This window comes from Vibrio tapetis subsp. quintayensis (assembly GCF_030409945.1).
GTDB classification, from domain to species: Bacteria; Pseudomonadota; Gammaproteobacteria; order Enterobacterales; family Vibrionaceae; genus Vibrio; species Vibrio quintayensis.
This window is the reverse complement of the sequence record NZ_JAUFQV010000026.1, coordinates 87,031-102,993: the sequence shown is the minus strand read 5'-3', so window position 1 is coordinate 102,993 and position 15,963 is coordinate 87,031. Positions and strand designations below refer to the sequence as shown.

Sequence of the window (15,963 nt, the reverse complement as noted above, 5' to 3'; positions counted from 1 at the left end):
GAGTTATATTTTATAAATCATGGTTATCAGCACACTTTAAGGCATGCACCGAGCAAATAAAAGCGCAGATTAACATCAGCAATCAAAATAGGTGACAAGCGAACTGGTGTTAAAACAGCCATGAACTTAGGCTGTGGAGGAGTGGACTGAGGGCGAAAACAGATGTAGCGCCCTCAGTGCCATAAAGATTAAGACTGAGAAGATGACTGGTTAGCCAATCAATGGCATTCCAATGAACAGTTTATGTAAGTAGAGGATAAATACGACCGCTAATCCGACGCCAATAACAATGGCCAAAACATCGTTGACTACGCTAGGTTTAAGCGCAGGAACTTCACGTGGTTGCCGCTTCTTCATGGAGATTCTATCCACCACCGCCCACGCTAAAAACGCCCCGAAAAGGATCACGTCTGCCAACATGCCATTGACGAGTAAATGGCTGAGTGCCCAAAGCTTAACCGCTATGAGTTGGGGATGTTTGGTTACCTGTTTTATCTTACCGGGTAGATAAGGCGCAACCAGTAACACCATCACAGGCAGCATCAGTAAGTAAGTCACGTGCCTCATCCAATATGGAGGAACGTATAGCACCACAGGCTCAAGCCTAAGCGTGGCATATCCATTCGCGATCAGCACGACACCTGCAATGGATATCAGTGAATAAATGGCCTTCCAACCCATTTCACTTTTGGCGACCATTCTATTTCTGGTATCTTCCGCCACGATGGATATGGAATGAATCCCGAGAAACAATAATAAACCTGCAATTAAGCTCAACATAACCTATTTTCCTTTATAGCCGACAAATGAACACTCACTGTTTTTTGTTGTTTAATAACATTAATATCGTGCAAAATCAAATTGCGAGCAATTAAATTTATAACAGGTTCACTATTGCTTGAGCTGCACATCATCCGCCGCTAACTATCGCGATTATCATCTAACCAAGTTTGTAACCGTTGCGAATACGCGAGCATTTCATTGAGCTGCTTAGCATCCCACCCCTCAAAGCAGCGATCGACCATCGGTAAAAAACTCATGAACGCACTTTGGCTTTTATCCAAACCGTTTTGATTAATACTAATCCATTTTTTTCGGCCATCGTGGCTGTCTTTACGAATGCCGACCAACCCCATGTCTACTAACTTGTTCACGACTTTAGTGATGCCCGGCTGGTTCATCTGCATCACTTCCGCTAACTGACTGATGGTTTGCTCTCGCTCTGGGTGATGAGAAAAATGAACGAGTAAATTAAACTGCGATTGATTTATGCCGTGAGGTATTAGAGCCTTGCTCAACCATGCATCAGTAAGTTGATTTATTATCCCTAATGATGTCATTAACTTAAGTGAGATCTGCTGCTTTTCTTCCAACATTATTTAAAAACCCCTTGAATTACATTCCTAGGAATGTAATATTTATTCCATGGAATGATTCTAGCAGAAAGGGGCATATTATGAACAGAAGAAACTTTATCAAAATCTTAGGGGCTAGCGGGGTTGTGCTGGCTGCTACTCCGATAGTGACTCACCAGTTATCAAGTAAAGAAAGCCTAACCGTTAGGCCAACGCACACTTATGATGATATAAGAAAGACACTACTGAGCTATGCCATGCTGAGTGCGAATCCGCATAATACGCAAGCATGGAAAGTGGCTCTACCAAGTAACAACACTATCCTACTTTATGTTGATCCTGAGCGATTATTGCCTCACACCGACCCTATTTACCGCCAGATCCATATTGGTCAAGGCGCCTTTATTGAAAGCTTGGTCATCGCCGCCAGTCAATTCGGCGTTCGCGCAGAAGTCGACTACTTCCCACAAGGTGAGTACGACAATCAGACTTTAGAAGCCAAGCCTGTCGCCTCAATTACTCTGGTATCAGAACCCACTATTGTTGCCGATCCTCTGTTTCAATACTTGGTTACTCGCCAATCAACAAAGACACCTTACGACGCAGAAACCGTGCCTAAAGCGCAACTCACTCAGTTGAAAGCCGTCAGTAACAGCGCGACTTTTCCTATTCGGTTTATTGATGCCGCAGGTGATAACGGTAAGATGAGCGACTTCTTGACGGATTCAATGCGCATCGAAGAACACAATGCCTCACGAAGCTTAGAAACCATCGGCATGTTCCGCTTTAATGATGAAGAGTTTGTTACCCACAGAGACGGGTTCGGGCTAGAACAAAACGGAGTAAGTGGCGCTAAACGCTGGTTTGCTGAAAAATTTTTTATTAGCCGAGAACAAGCGGAAGCAGACCCACAAAATTTTGGTAAAGAAGGCGTAAAACTGACCAAAACAGTGGCCGACAACGCACCACACTTTGGTTTACTTATCAGTAATAACAACGGCCGTTTAGCTCAAGTTGAATGTGGCCGAATCTATCAGAGAATGAATCTGGTCACCACTTCCATGGGGTTAGCACAGCATCCTATGAGCCAAATATTGCAAGAATACCCAGACATGTTGCCGTTGCAGGCAGAATTTAAGAAACACTATGGTATTAAGCCTGACCAGACCGTGCAGATGCTGTTTCGCTTAGGCAAAGCATCATTAACTCCACCATCTCCACGCCGAGAAGTCAGTGATATTGTATTGAGTTAAACGGCTTTATCACATTTTCTTTCAATGACTTATGGACTCTCGCATGATTGAAAAAGGCGAACCACACTGTTCGCCTTTTGATTGATATTATCTCGCCCTAACACGAGCTTACACATTAAAGGCTAAAATGGATAATGACTGAATACGTCTTCTACCATTTGTTCTAATGGCGCGTTGCTATCATTGGCTTTAGCGTAAATACGTAGCCCTGATATTTGCACCTGTACGTGCCGAGCAAGATGTTGTGGGTCTTTGTCTTTGCTCACTTCGCCTATTTCTTGCGCTTCAATAATCAAACGAGCAAATTCGGCTTCCATTATTTTAAGTGATTTCTTCGCTTCAGCCAGTAATTCGGCGTGTTCTTCCGTCAACTCAGCAACAGTTTTTGCCAGCATACACATGCCATTTGGCGCATCATGTTGAGACTTAAGCACGAGATGTTTCACGAATGCCTTTAACGCTTCAACGGGCGTATCTCTTTCTTGTTGGCATTGCGCCAATTGCGCGATACCTAACTCAGTGTATCGAGCCAACGTTTCCTTAAACAATCCCTCTTTACTACCAAACGTGGCGTAAATGCTGCCGGGACGCATATCAATCACATCTTGTAGATTACGCATAGACGTTGCATGAAAGCCTTTTTCCCAATACAGATCTTTTGCTTTATCAACAACTTGCTCGCGATCAAATTTGGTATTTTTTCTCACAATATTAACTCACTGCAACATAACTTGAACGATTGTTCAATTTTATCTTGAACGATCGTTCAAATCCAGTTATATTCTCAACACACCAACAAACGAGTTAGCACTCTGGCTATAAACAAGATGTTTATAACTTTGACTATTGAAGATAAGAAGGGATCACAATGAGCAGCTTTAAAATTCACACGTTAGAATCCGCACCAGAAGCGAGTAAATCTGCGGTACAAGCCTCTATCAATGCCAATGGCCGCTTGCCTGGACTGCACGCTGTCATGTCTGAAGCGCCAGGGCTACTAGAGGGTTATCAAGTGCTGCACAAGCTTTTTACTGAATCATCATTTGATGCAGAAGAACTGACCGTGGTTTGGCAAACCATTAATGTAGAACACGAATGTGGTTACTGCGTACCGGCTCACACTGGCATCGCGCACATGATGAAAGTTGACCCAGCATTAACCGAAGCTCTTCGTAATAGTGAAGCAATGCCAACAGCGAAACTGCAGGCGCTGCACGACACGACACTCGCGATGACACGTAATCGTGGCAATTTGACCCAAGCAGAGCTAGATAACTTTTACTCGGCAGGTTACGAGCAACGTCAAGTGCTGGAGATCGTCTTAGGGTTGGCTCAGAAAGTAATGAGTAATTACACCAACCACTTGGCCGAAACACCAGTAGATAAAGTGTTTGAAAAATTTGCTTGGCAAAAATAGTGACATTCTAACTTGCTACAAAAGCTCATACTCTTATTAGATATGAGCTTTTTTTAGTGCTTCCAGCCTTCCAAGAAATACGCTTTTAACCTGTAGCAGATCAATTAAACAAGTCGCCTATGGAGTACAACCTAACATTCGCCAATGCCGTCTATCTCGGTAGGAAACGGATGGTAATAAAGCATGTTATAGTCAATATAAGTCAATGAATCATTATCGATTATGTTATTAGAAGATCTACAAGTCATATTAAAAGTGGCGGAATTTCGCAGTATCACCCAAGCCGCAGCCAATCTCGACATGCGAGTGGCCACCGCCAGTGCCGCCGTTAAACGTGTAGAGGCTTCTTTAGGCGTCGAGCTTTTCGTGCGTACCACTCGAAGTTTACGTTTATCGAGTGCTGGCGAGCGTTACTTACCTCAGTGCGAAGAAGCCCTGCAAATGTTAGAAAAAGCCAAGCTCAATATGAAAGGTGATCTCGACATTATTGATGGTGAATTACGTATTGCTGTTTCCAGCGATCTCGGCCGTAACCTTGCGATGGGCTGGATAGATGAGTTTATGGATCAATACCCAAAAGTCAGCTTGCGCGCTTATTTAAGTGACAGTAATGTCGATTTCTACCGCGATTCGATCGACATGGCTCTACGATACGGCTCACCATCAGACTCGAACTTATACGGTTTTAAAATCTGTACCATACCCAAGATACTGTGCGCGACACCTACATATTTAGCTGAACACGGAACACCAACCCACCCTAATGATCTGAACGCACACAACGGATTGTTATATCAAGTGCGCGATGTCATTCACGACGTGTGGGACTTCAAACATATTGATAGCTATCTAGAGTCTAGTGAAAGCTATAAAATTAAAATGAGAGCGAATCGCTCCTCTAACGATGCAGATCTTGTTAGACGATGGTGCGTTGCGGGTAAGGGGCTAGCCATCAAATCCGGGTTAGACATGGCAAACGATTTGCTCACGGGAAATTTAGTTCATGTCATGCCTGACTATCAAGCCAAACCGACAGAGTTATGGTTAGTGTGCCCAAGTAAGCAATCTATTACGCCTGCGGTGCGAATTTTACGTGACAGCTTTCGGGCTAAATCGAAAGCTATTCTGCAACAGTTAGTAGAACGCGGAATACTAGATTCAAGATTGGTTGACTAGCTTGGTTAGTTAACTCCGTACATCATCCAGGGAATTGTGCTGGCATGACTGGTCTCGATTTTAGCGTAACCAGCTTCCCCCTACTTACCTGATATTAAATAGATTATTGCCGATAATAGGCTTTCTTGCTTTGGTACATATGACGGTCGGCCACCTTAAACATCTCAAACGCAGAGCATTGATCCGATGACGCCACACCAATAGAGTAATGCAATACATGTTGTTGCCCTTTATCATCCACAATTTGAACGTTATTCTGCGCGATATCAAGCTGATCTAACATTTCAAGGCCGGCGATTGAGTTCATGTCTTCGCATAAAATCACGAACTCATCTCCGCCAATCCGATACAGGTATTGATTACCTACCAATTCATTGTTGATGAGATCAGCGCATTCCGTGATCAGTTTATCGCCTAACTCATGACCATGGGTATCATTGATCGCTTTCAATCCATTGATATCTAATACCAGCAATGAAAAACAAGCGAATCTATTGCTATCAAGGCTAGCCTGCATGTAATGAAAGTCTTCTTCGAAGGCTTGTCGATTACCTGCACAGGCTAAACTGTCGCTCCGAGTGAAGCTCAAAAGCTCTAGCCAATACCCTAATTGCTTGCCGTATAACTCAATTAAAACGGCACTTTCTTTATCATGTTGCGAGACATCAAACTCAATGTACGCAAGCGTTGCACCGCCACTAGAAGCGATAATCATCATCGACTCTGGATCGGTGTCGTGCCCCGGATTTGCATAACTGAATCGGCAATTTAGGTTAGGCAGCAGTGAGTCAAGATGCTGGTCAACCACCGCGATTAACCCCCGGTAACCTGCATCCTTGAGCTGAGAACTGCAATGAATCACTTCCACTAACTTACCTTGGTGGATCTCTTCTCGGTGCAATGAATCCGTTAATTGTGAAGTCTTGCTCGCGACTTGTTGCTCTAATTGCTGATTAAAAGAAGCCAGCCTTTCATTGGTCGCCTCAACTAAGGCATTGGCCGTCGTTAACTGGTCATTCTTATTTTTAAGCTCCACAACATGGTTGTTGATCTTCTTCCACATGCTATCAAGTAGATGAGACACATTTAGGAATTCTTGGCTGCGAAACTTATGAGTGTGTGGTAGCGGTTGTCGCTCTTGTGAATACGACTTTACGATGTCTGCAACACCCATGAATTGGCGTGAAACCCAACGATTAAGAAACAAAACGGTCAACACAACCAAAAGCAAAATACCGATGAGAATTCGAATCGTATCTGAGCGAGTTTCTTGTATTTCAGCTTTGCGGGCTTTGTCTGAGAAGTGATAGTACAGGTGCAGTTTAATCGGCGATGCTAAGTTATCGTGCTCGATGACCATGTCCGTGACAGGGAGTCCATCACGAGACTCATGACCATAGGCAACTTCAACATCGTGCACCATATCGACTCGTTCATCATCATATAACACAGTGTCTAGACTTTTAGCGGAAGCCTGATAGTCAACTAACGCAACAATCGTCCCCTGTGGTTCGTATTGCGAATGTTCTAAAAGCGTGTATGCCAACAAAGGTGAGAACAACGCAACACCTCGTGAACCACCATGATCAACTAAATCGACTTCATTAAATATCGTATGGTAGATTTTTCCTGCTTTGAATGCGGATTGTCCCTGATCTAATTTCTTATACAATTCACTCTTTTCAAAGTGGTAGGCACTGCCACCATGAGAATAGATAACTTCTCCGTCCTTATCTATCACATAGATAGCACTGATCACCTCACTAAACTGGCTCATGGCTTCAAGACGCTCCCAGATGACCGCAGAATACAAGATGTTATCGGCCCCTCGTAGCACCGAGCGATCGCGGGAAAACCACACCAAAATGTTAACCAATTTATCCACTTCAACGTCGATAGTAGACACAATGTTCGAGATAGTATTGTTAAGCTTATCTTCTTCGCTTTTTTGCATAAACTCGGTTTGTCGCTCGATGAAATACTGGCTAATAATCATCGCAGGAACGAGTGCGGTCACCAGCAACAGATAGCTGAGCGTTTTTTGTAGACTGATGGGTTTCCGATTACTTTTCGGCACGGCGATCCACCTTAGCAAAATACTTATTAAGGAAATGAATCACATACTCAGCACTTTCATCTGCTGGGCTGCCTTTTTGATACCTCATGTAGCCTCTAAACATTGCCTCCCAATAAATCGCCATTTTTAGCGAAGTATTCATGGGTTGAGACTGCAAATACAATCGGTACATTGTGGCATCGATACTGTTAGGTTCTGAAAAAAACTGGGCATTGACAGATTGATTAGCCGAAATAAAAATATTGCTGTTCATTAACTCTTTCAAGAATGCTGGTCGTTGTACCAATTCAGACAATTGCTTCATGGCTTGTCGTTTTTCTGGGTCAGCAAAGTGACGTTGGGTAAAAGCCAAGATTTTCCCACCGGATAAGGACGTCATTTTCTTTCCGTTTAACGTCGGCAGCGGTGCAATTCCCACTTTAGCTTTAAATTCGTCATTCATACTATTTATCGCCCAGTCACCGTCGATCAAATAGGCCGACTTCTCAGCAATAAAACGGGTTCTCGGACAAAGCGAATCACAGTGAGAGAAAAACACGCCTTGATCGATCAACTCTTTGTAAAACTCGAAAGACCGAGCAATGGTTGACGCTTCAAACTCGAGAATGGCAAATGGATTGTCATCGGTAAACAAACTAAAAAAAGCCGCTAAATAGTAGTTCTGTTTGTAGTCCATCAAGATGACTGGCTTTTGGGTTTCTCGAGTCGTCGTTATCAGTGCTTCCCACGAGGTGGCAGGCGTTTGTACTAGCGACTTGTTGTAATAAAGCATGAGGTGATTACCCAACGAAATGGGCAAAGCGTAGTATTGGTTATCGGTTGTAATATGGTGGAAGGCGGACGCTTCTAACTCCGATGAGGTAATCCAGTCATCTGGGATGGCTTGTAAACCTAGGTAGTCATGCATACCAAGAAAATCGGAGGGCACCCATACAACATCGGGCAAATAGGCTTCAAAACGTTCGGCTAATAAGGTTTCAGCTCGCATCGAGTTGGTGTCTACATTTCGGATCACCAATTCATGCCCTGTTTCTTGCTTAAATCGCTGTGCGACCTTATACAAAAGATCCCCATCGAACGCTGACCAAACTTCAAGAGTAAGTGCATGGGTCGTCGGTGCTATCAGGAAAGATAAAGCCAATAAAAGAGTTTGAGTAAAACGTTTCATATCACCGAGAAGAGTAATTAACCACAGAAAGCGTAACAGTTTATCACCCGCACTCGCACTTATCCCCCTTTGAAGATAGAAAATGTCGCCTCTATAATTTATCGCCTTTCAAATCCACTCAGATAAGCATTAGGCGCTAATCTTTTGTTGCATGCTCACCTAGGTGTATAAAAAAGCCCTGCTTGAAAGCAGGGCATATTTAATCCATTGAATGTTTAGATGAATTAATACTTAAATCGTTGGATCTGTTCCGACAATTGACTACCGACATCAATTAATTGGGTCACCACTTGTTCTGTAGATTGGTTCTCTTGTTCTAATTTCTCAGCTCCTTGCTGCAATTGTGCCATGTCTTGACTGACCAAATTAGTCACGTTCGACTGCTCTTCACACGCGCTTGATATCATAATGACCATATCATTAATACCCGTCATTTCAGCACTGATCTTTTCCAAAGCAACGCCTGTGTGTTCTGCTTTGTTTCTCGTGTCGCTGACCATGTTCTTACTGGTCACTGTTGCTTTATAAGAAGCATCTGCTCTTTGCTGAAGCTCTTCAATGATGCTTTCTATCTCTGTTGTGGAGTCATGTGTCTTGCTTGCAAGCGCTCTCACTTCATCAGCCACCACGGCAAAACCGCGCCCGCTTTCTCCTGCTCGCGCCGCTTCAATCGCAGCATTTAGAGCCAACAAGTTGGTTTGTTCTGCAATGCCTTTGATCACGTCTAAAACGCTACCGATGTTGTCACTGGTTTGCTTTAAACTCGATACTTCTTCGGACGTTACCTCAAGATTTTCGACCAACGCATTAATATTGGTGATATTCGCATCAATCGCTTCTTTACTACTGTCAGCCACATCACACGCTTGGTTGGCTTTTTGCACTGTAGACTCAGTACTCTGTGCAATCTCTTGGGTGGCCACGTCAAGATGAGAAATATTGGTTGCAGAGCTGCCAGTGAGCTGTAACTGACGAGCATTTGAAGCTCGGGTAGATTCAAGAATTGCCCCTACACGCTTAGACGCATCATCAAGCGATGCAGATGCAACACTCATGTCTTTAATGATATTTTGAATGGTTTCAATGAATGCATTAAAACGTTCCGATAGTTGACCGATCTCATCGGCTCTATCTACGGGAATTCGCGCGGTTAAATCACCGCCACCAGAAGCGATATCACCCAAGACGCTGTTCACTCTTTGTAATGGCTGCAATACGATGCGTTGTAGAACACTTACCAATACCACGATCATCAGTACGATAGTAATCAAGACGGAAATAATGGATTGCTCTAAAGAGTTTTGTAGCGTCTGACTCTTTGCCTGATGTGAAATGCTGACCATCACTGAACCAATACTTTTCCCCTCCCACGTCAGAGGCACTTCCATACTGTCGTCAGTACTCACTGTAGACTCTGTTTGCGCCAGTAACTGACCTCTGTGGTCTTTAACAACAATCTGCGCGATCATGGAATTTGAAGAAAATGAATCGACCGTAGATTGGATGATGGCTTTATCGTAAACATAAACAGGTTCTTGCAAGATAACTTCTAGCTGTTTGGCAAGATTCTGCTTGTCGAGAACGAACTCGGATTCAAGGGCACTGCTGTTTGTCCAATACATACCCATCGAGACAATGCCACCGACCACCAACAACAATAACGTCAGAACCGATAGGATTTTGGCTGTTATGCTTTTCATTATTTCACTTCCTTAAGGGGATCGAACCAGAATTTATTTGGAATTTGTTGGGACTTTTGACTCAACTCGGGGTTATTAAGATCAAATATTGTCCGTTTTTCTAGACCTGCGAGATTGAGCGCGTCAGACACCTCTTTATCGGCAAAGAACAATCGCTCATACGTTCCGTCTTCAAACATGTCATAAAGAATGTCTTGAAAATGCATCGCTAACTCCGGGTCATTTTTCGCAGTGTAGAAATAAAACGGCATGCGGTACCTCAGCATCACATATTCATCAACGGCTAAGTTAAATTGGCTTTGTGCGACCACTTCGGTAAACGGTTCAAACACGCCGCGAGGAAAGTAATCGCAGCGTCCACCGTCCAGCATTGGGAACAAATTGGGGTACTTTAGACTCTTGGCTATTTTGATACCATTCGCTTCCAAAATGGCGGTATCTGGCCACGCTTTCCCCTGACAAGCGACGAAATTCCGTACTTGTGAAAAGTTAGTGACTCCCTGAAACAAGCCCACATTCGGCTGTGTAACAATGCCGAGTCTCATGCCTAATAAACCACGGTAAATAGGAAAATAAACCGTACTCATATTAGATTCATTTTCTTTGGATGCCGCCACATACATGATGTCTAGATTTCCATTCATCAGGTCGGCGGTCATTTTGGCGGTATTGGGGTCACCATTTTGGCCGTAATAATGGGACACCCCTTCAAACCGATCGCTTCGTTCGGCAATTTCGGCCAGAACTGCTTGCATCAATTTAACCTCTCCCGGCTTGCCAGGAATAACCAGTGGCGCTGCCTGTGCTATTGCAGTCGCGCAACACAGAATCAGCCCGATCAATTTTTTCATAAAGATCCCTTTATGTTGTTTAATTTATACTTCTATTATTAACCACTCAGCAGGCGATGTAATCAGCCCAAGCACTCGTTATCGACACCGTAGGTAATGCAAAAAAAATCCTCCATAATTAGAGGTTTATGTTATTTATTTTATAAGCACAATAAATATATAGCACATAATATAGAACTCAGCCTCCAAGCCTACAAACTACTCCTAACTTTCCCACAACTCATCGCCGCACTACGCCTAGCTCCGCCTTGGTATGTCATACGGTCGTTGTGCATTTTTTAGAGCGATATCGAGGTTGGTAGTGGCTATAACCATCCCCCATCAGCGCTTGTTCTGGCAGCCCAGCTTCCGCCAACAAGAGACATAAACAATACAACTAAGCCCGCACCAATAATGGTTTGCTCTAATGGAATGCCTAAAACAACACTTGTGAACAACGCACATTTTAAAATTTATAGACCATTGTAAAAATAGAAGCTCTCAACCTTGTTAGAATTCGATCGTAAATATACGCGCCAAAGCCCACTAAGAAGTGGGGAAGTTAGAACGGACTCCACCGTAAGCATCAATCGTCAACCCGCGCTCTTTTTCGTAGGTTTTAGGAGTAAAGCCTAACTGTTTCTTTAGGTAGCGGATCAAATGAGGTTGATCACTAAAGCCGAACTTAAAAGCAACATCCACCCAATCTAGTTCTGCTGCGTCTCGTTGGTACACATATTCCAGCATTTCTTCCAAACGGTTCATCGACTGACACTGTTTAAGCGTTAACCCTGTGACACGCTGAAAGCTTCTTTCAAGTGTGCGTTGTGAACAATACAGTTGATCTCCAAGTTCTGAAATTGACACTTTATCTAGTAATTTCATAATTTTACTGGTCAGTTTACTGTGCTGATCTTCAGCACAATTTACGAGCCACGGTGCCAGTAAAGTATCGAGCAGTTCACAACATTGCTCGGGGTTACATCGCGCAGCATCGATCAGTGCACTCTCGTCTAAACGTAATTGTGAGTGAAGCGCAGAGCCTTCTAGCTGCTCGACCCTATCTAGCGATAGAGGATCATCAGAGAAGTCAGGTAAGTTATACAGTGCGCCTGTTTTGAACTTAATCCCGATATGTATAAAGGGCTTTGAATGGTCGAGTTCAACGGTTTGTTTATGTGGAAACAACCAATGGCTGCCCTGTCCTGCTGCAACTCCCGGATTAAAGTCGTAGTGATAGGCCTGACTCTGCGGTGAAATGATCAAATGAGCACAAGGATCAGGGTTAAGTTTAGGGTACTGATGAGCGGTCGAGTCCAATGTCTTTTCTATCACCCAATAACAATCTACGTATTTGGCAACCAGAGCGGATTGTGGCGACTGTAGCCAATGAATCATAACAAGGTCCACTTATCTATAAGAGGTTAACTATCAATATAAGACCAATAGCCGTAAACGCAAAGACCCCATGTGAAAGGTCAGCAAGGGGTCATCGCTTAGTTGCAACTAAGATGAGATCTGATCCGTTTCGCTGTGGCCAAATTCAATTTGAACGATACGATTTAGTGGTTCTAAACCCGCGCGTTTAATGGCTTTTTGGGCTCCAAGGTTATCACTTTCAGTAGAACAGATTGGAGTTAATCCTCGATCGTTCGCGGCACTAACTAGCCAATTAAGCACTTGAGTTGCAATGCCTTTACCGCGTTGAGATTGGGCGACGATCATGCCAAGATCGGCGTATTCAGTCTGATATTCATCAAATAAACGACATTCGCCTGTTGCCAATAATTCGCCCTCACTCCAGTAACCAAACAGCTCTTTACGGTTGATCAAATTTCCATAGTAACCAGATAGCCATTGCTCAGGCGCACCAATATTGGTTACCGCGAACGCAACGAATGTGTTCAATTGTTCAGGCTCTGCTCGCTTAAGTTCAAACTCATTCGGCTTATTTTGAGCATCGTGCTTGGTTTGCTTATACATCAGTGAATTCACTTTGAATACGGACGAATTATCAAGGCAAAGTGATAAATATTGAGGCTCTGCAGTGCTCACAAATGCGCCCTTTACGTCTCCGATCACGATACTATTCTGCTCGGCAATCAGGGTAAATAGTTCTTTGGCGTCGATCTTTGCTCCATCGTCTAGATAAAATTGCAGCATGTAACCATCGGCATTAATGCAGCAATATCCTACCAAACGCTCTTGTGCTAGCTCTTGTTCATAGAAACCGAAATGTGCCGACATAGGAACAAATCCGAAATGCCACATACCGTCTAGCGGTGCCGTAGACTGGGCAAAGTAAGCTTGCTTTAGTTGGCTGATTTCTTCTAAATTTTCGATAGGCTTAATTTTTAACATCGCGGATTACTCAATTTCTTATCATAAATATGAACGCCAACAGTCATTCCCCAAGCGGGTATCGCGTTCGGATGTCATAAATATTAATCAATGCGGCAAAGTGAAGATTGAATAAAAACGACAGTTTCGCGCTTTATCAGTGCAGTTAGAATGATTTGGATGGGACTATTCATTGATAGGGCTGCGCAGAACTAGCTGTGGCTGCTAGCTCAATGCACCGAAGACAGAGATTATTTTTCATCTCCACTGAGTAAATTGGCTCCTTCGCCAGTTTGACCTATGACATCTTGCGGGTTGCGTAAATTACAATGTTCCAACGACAAACAACCGCAACCAATGCAGCCACCTAAATCTTGTTGTAAGGATTTTAATCTAAGAATTTTTTCTTCTAACATGTCGTGCCAACGGCTAGCCATGTCTTCCCACTGTTTTTTATTTGGCGCGTGGTCAATAGGTAAATGCGACATCGCCTGAATGATCTCATCTAGGCTCAATCCAACTTGCTGCGCCGATTTAATCACAGCCACTCGCCTTAGCACACTGCTGTGATAACGTCGCTGGTTGCCCACATTGCGCCAACTGGTAATAAGCCCTTTTGTCTCATAAAAATGCAGCGCTGAAACCGCCACACCAGCCCTCTTTGCTACATTCCCTACACTGAGTTCCATCTTTACATTCCCTGCCGTTTTATTCCTTCATGACCATCACTATTAACCAAAAGAGACATGACCTCAAGTTAACTTTAGGGTGATATGGAACGATGCGTAGCTGTATTATGCGAATATGGATTCTATCGCTGCGACGACTTTGGCATTCTTCTCTGCATTTAATGCATCTGAATGAGGTGACGTAAAACAACCAGAATCGTTATCAAAGTATTTACCCGATGAGTTGGCAAATTCTTCAGATAAAGCAGCTCGGTGCAAAATATCGGCGCCAATCGATAAGTCATTACCAGCCACACCGTAGGCTTCTTTAACCAATTTGCTCCCAAGGAATGAAGCAGGGTTAACCGCGACCACCAGCGGCCCGTTACCATTTAATTGAGCCGCAAGATGAACCGACCACATCGTAAGTGCGAGTTTACTTTGCGCATAAACCTGGCCATCGGCGTTACCTGCGTTTGCGCTAACAAGATCATTCAAATTTACTGTCGTTTGGGCTGCAGAAGAAAGGTTCACCACTCGACCGGTAGCATCAAACAAAGGCAGTAATCGCTGAGTTAGGAGATAGGGCGCAATGGTATTTACAACAAAACGAATGTCTAGATTCTCTTTTGTCGTGATCGTCGGTACGTTAAAGACACCTGCGTTGTTAATCAACACGTCCAGTCTAGTGTGTTTCTCGGCAACAGCATGAGCAAAGACTTCAACTTCTTTAAGGCTTGAGAGGTCGGCAACATAGGACTCTATTTGGGCATCATTCGAAATCTGCTCAAGTGCTGCTTTCACGCTTTCCAGCTTATTCGGATTTCGACCATGTATAAGGACATTATGCCCCTCAGCCACAAGTAATTTAGCCGTCTCTAAACCAATACCGTCCGTTGACCCCGTAATTAAGATTGTTTTTTTCATCCCGTGCGCTCCGTAAACCTAATTCACCCTATTGGCCTAGTATAACCCTACAAAACGGACACACCAATTTACACAACTCTGATTGTTCATGGACATTAGAGGTGAGCCTTTGAAAGATCACTGAGCAATCTGAGACACTTTTTTCACATTCACTCAAGTGATAATACTCCTGCCGTTCATAACAGGAGCAAACCCCGTGCACCAGCAGACATCTGCCATCACCCTTTCAGCTATCTTGAGCAAGCACCGTTATAAAGTCGGTGTGACTTGGTTGATGGTCATATTAGAAAATGTGCTATTGGCATTGTTACCCTTGTTTATTGGCTATTCGATAGACAGCTTATTAGTTGGCCAGCATCATGATCTGATCACACTGTCAGTCATCCTGACCTCGCTGATCGTCCTATCTGTTTTGCGCCGAATATACGACACAAGAGCCTATGGCGAGATTCGAGTTGAAATTGGTATGCAAGCGGACAGTCTACTTCGCCGCCAATCTATTACCACTCGTAACGCACGATTAACCATGTCTCGAGAAATCGTCGACTTTCTTGAAGATGATTTACCGCCTCTGCTCACCGCCATCATTCAACTGTTTGTTGCCATCGTTATTTTGTGGAGTTTTAATTTCTGGTTAGGGCTTGGTGCCATTTTAACCGGCTTAATGATGCTACTCACATACAGCGGTTTTCATCAGTCATTTATTCGCCTAAATGCAAAACTGAACACCCAAATGGAACGTCAAGTAAACGTATTATCTTGCTTGCCACTGAGCGGGTTACGCGTTCATTTAAACAAGCTCAAATGTCGAGAAATTCACCTGTCTGATACCGAGGCCATCGTGTATGGGCTGATTTTCTTACTGTTGTTCGGCTTTGTCGTAATTAACCTGTTGTTAACTACCCAACTTCTGACGCCAAGTTCTGGAGAGCTATTTTCAATCGTCACTTATTCATTAGAGTTTGTTGAAGCGGCCATCATGCTGCCCATTACCCTGCAAACCTTATCTCGATTGAGTGAAATCAATCAGCGTTTAAACGTAACCTAACTAA

The 15,963-nt window shown here is 43.7% G+C and carries 15 protein-coding genes; 4 read left to right on the top strand and 11 right to left on the bottom strand.

The window, feature by feature from the left end; translation table 11 throughout:
- Positions 1-210: 210 nt before the first annotated feature.
- Together QWZ04_RS11075 and QWZ04_RS11070 are read right to left on the bottom strand one after the other, a co-directional pair.
- On the bottom strand, positions 211-780 hold the full coding sequence (locus tag QWZ04_RS11075; protein WP_290327930.1) for an NnrU family protein: 570 nt from the start codon (positions 778-780) through the stop codon (positions 211-213).
- Between the two features lie 140 nt (positions 781-920).
- Positions 921-1,376, bottom strand: a complete 456-nt coding sequence (locus QWZ04_RS11070; protein ID WP_290327927.1) for a MarR family winged helix-turn-helix transcriptional regulator — start codon at positions 1,374-1,376, stop codon at positions 921-923.
- Between the two features lie 80 nt (positions 1,377-1,456).
- Here QWZ04_RS11070 and QWZ04_RS11065 point away from each other — a divergent pair, with 80 nt between their 5' ends.
- Entirely contained in the window at positions 1,457-2,608 is a 1,152-nt protein-coding gene (locus QWZ04_RS11065; protein ID WP_290327925.1) for an Acg family FMN-binding oxidoreductase, read from the top strand.
- 122 nt (positions 2,609-2,730) lie between these two features.
- On the opposite strand, the gene QWZ04_RS11060 is transcribed toward QWZ04_RS11065, so the two are convergent.
- The gene (locus tag QWZ04_RS11060) at positions 2,731-3,315 is read right to left on the bottom strand and encodes a TetR/AcrR family transcriptional regulator (protein WP_290327923.1); all 585 of its coding nucleotides are present in this window, start codon (positions 3,313-3,315) and stop codon (positions 2,731-2,733) included.
- 161 nt (positions 3,316-3,476) lie between these two features.
- Between QWZ04_RS11060 and QWZ04_RS11055 the strand changes: the two genes are divergently transcribed.
- On the top strand, positions 3,477-4,025 hold the full coding sequence (locus tag QWZ04_RS11055) for a carboxymuconolactone decarboxylase family protein (RefSeq protein WP_290327921.1): 549 nt from the start codon (positions 3,477-3,479) through the stop codon (positions 4,023-4,025).
- Between the two features lie 222 nt (positions 4,026-4,247).
- A complete protein-coding gene (locus QWZ04_RS11050) occupies positions 4,248-5,201 on the top strand; it encodes a LysR family transcriptional regulator (RefSeq protein WP_290327919.1) in 954 nt (317 codons plus the stop codon).
- Positions 5,202-5,304: 103 nt separating this feature from the next.
- On the opposite strand, the gene QWZ04_RS11045 is transcribed toward QWZ04_RS11050, so the two are convergent.
- The 8 genes from QWZ04_RS11045 to QWZ04_RS11010 form a co-directional block, all read right to left on the bottom strand.
- Entirely contained in the window at positions 5,305-7,278 is a 1,974-nt protein-coding gene (locus QWZ04_RS11045; protein WP_290327918.1) for a GGDEF domain-containing protein, read from the bottom strand.
- Positions 7,265-8,446, bottom strand: a complete 1,182-nt coding sequence (locus QWZ04_RS11040) for a sugar ABC transporter substrate-binding protein (RefSeq protein WP_290327916.1) — start codon at positions 8,444-8,446, stop codon at positions 7,265-7,267. The genes QWZ04_RS11045 and QWZ04_RS11040 overlap by 14 nt, the downstream gene beginning before the upstream one ends.
- 224 nt (positions 8,447-8,670) lie before the next feature.
- On the bottom strand, positions 8,671-10,146 hold the full coding sequence (locus tag QWZ04_RS11035; protein ID WP_290327914.1) for a methyl-accepting chemotaxis protein: 1,476 nt from the start codon (positions 10,144-10,146) through the stop codon (positions 8,671-8,673).
- Positions 10,146-10,997: an ABC transporter substrate-binding protein gene (locus QWZ04_RS11030; RefSeq protein WP_290327912.1), complete on the bottom strand. Its 852-nt coding sequence runs from the start codon at positions 10,995-10,997 to the stop codon at positions 10,146-10,148. The genes QWZ04_RS11035 and QWZ04_RS11030 overlap by 1 nt, the downstream gene beginning before the upstream one ends.
- Positions 10,998-11,522: 525 nt before the next feature.
- Positions 11,523-12,374: a helix-turn-helix domain-containing protein gene (locus tag QWZ04_RS11025; protein ID WP_290327911.1), complete on the bottom strand. Its 852-nt coding sequence runs from the start codon at positions 12,372-12,374 to the stop codon at positions 11,523-11,525.
- Between the two features lie 108 nt (positions 12,375-12,482).
- The gene (locus QWZ04_RS11020; RefSeq protein WP_290327909.1) at positions 12,483-13,337 is read right to left on the bottom strand and encodes a GNAT family N-acetyltransferase; all 855 of its coding nucleotides are present in this window, start codon (positions 13,335-13,337) and stop codon (positions 12,483-12,485) included.
- Positions 13,338-13,567: 230 nt separating this feature from the next.
- A complete protein-coding gene (gene soxR / locus QWZ04_RS11015; protein ID WP_290327907.1) occupies positions 13,568-14,005 on the bottom strand; it encodes a redox-sensitive transcriptional activator SoxR in 438 nt (145 codons plus the stop codon).
- 105 nt (positions 14,006-14,110) lie between these two features.
- Positions 14,111-14,911, bottom strand: a complete 801-nt coding sequence (locus QWZ04_RS11010) for an SDR family NAD(P)-dependent oxidoreductase (protein WP_290327905.1) — start codon at positions 14,909-14,911, stop codon at positions 14,111-14,113.
- 196 nt (positions 14,912-15,107) lie between these two features.
- On the opposite strand from QWZ04_RS11010, the gene QWZ04_RS11005 reads away from it, so the two are divergent.
- Positions 15,108-15,959, top strand: a complete 852-nt coding sequence (locus tag QWZ04_RS11005) for an ABC transporter six-transmembrane domain-containing protein (protein WP_290327903.1) — start codon at positions 15,108-15,110, stop codon at positions 15,957-15,959.
- Positions 15,960-15,963 lie beyond the last annotated feature (4 nt).

Excerpts from the sequence above, each read along its gene's own strand:
- QWZ04_RS11075 (WP_290327930.1), bottom strand. The coding sequence starts at position 780 with ATGTTGAGCTTAATTGCAGGTTTATTATTGTTTCTCGGGATTCATTCC.
- QWZ04_RS11070 (WP_290327927.1), bottom strand. The coding sequence starts at position 1,376 with ATGTTGGAAGAAAAGCAGCAGATCTCACTTAAGTTAATGACATCATTA.
- QWZ04_RS11065 (WP_290327925.1), top strand. The coding sequence starts at position 1,457 with ATGAACAGAAGAAACTTTATCAAAATCTTAGGGGCTAGCGGGGTTGTG.
- QWZ04_RS11055 (WP_290327921.1), top strand. The coding sequence starts at position 3,477 with ATGAGCAGCTTTAAAATTCACACGTTAGAATCCGCACCAGAAGCGAGT.
- QWZ04_RS11050 (WP_290327919.1), top strand. The coding sequence starts at position 4,248 with ATGTTATTAGAAGATCTACAAGTCATATTAAAAGTGGCGGAATTTCGC.
- QWZ04_RS11040 (WP_290327916.1), bottom strand. The coding sequence starts at position 8,446 with ATGAAACGTTTTACTCAAACTCTTTTATTGGCTTTATCTTTCCTGATA.
- QWZ04_RS11035 (WP_290327914.1), bottom strand. The coding sequence starts at position 10,146 with ATGAAAAGCATAACAGCCAAAATCCTATCGGTTCTGACGTTATTGTTG.
- QWZ04_RS11030 (WP_290327912.1), bottom strand. The coding sequence starts at position 10,997 with ATGAAAAAATTGATCGGGCTGATTCTGTGTTGCGCGACTGCAATAGCA.
- QWZ04_RS11025 (WP_290327911.1), bottom strand. The coding sequence starts at position 12,374 with ATGATTCATTGGCTACAGTCGCCACAATCCGCTCTGGTTGCCAAATAC.
- QWZ04_RS11020 (WP_290327909.1), bottom strand. The coding sequence starts at position 13,337 with ATGTTAAAAATTAAGCCTATCGAAAATTTAGAAGAAATCAGCCAACTA.
- soxR (WP_290327907.1), bottom strand. The coding sequence starts at position 14,005 with ATGGAACTCAGTGTAGGGAATGTAGCAAAGAGGGCTGGTGTGGCGGTT.
- QWZ04_RS11010 (WP_290327905.1), bottom strand. The coding sequence starts at position 14,911 with ATGAAAAAAACAATCTTAATTACGGGGTCAACGGACGGTATTGGTTTA.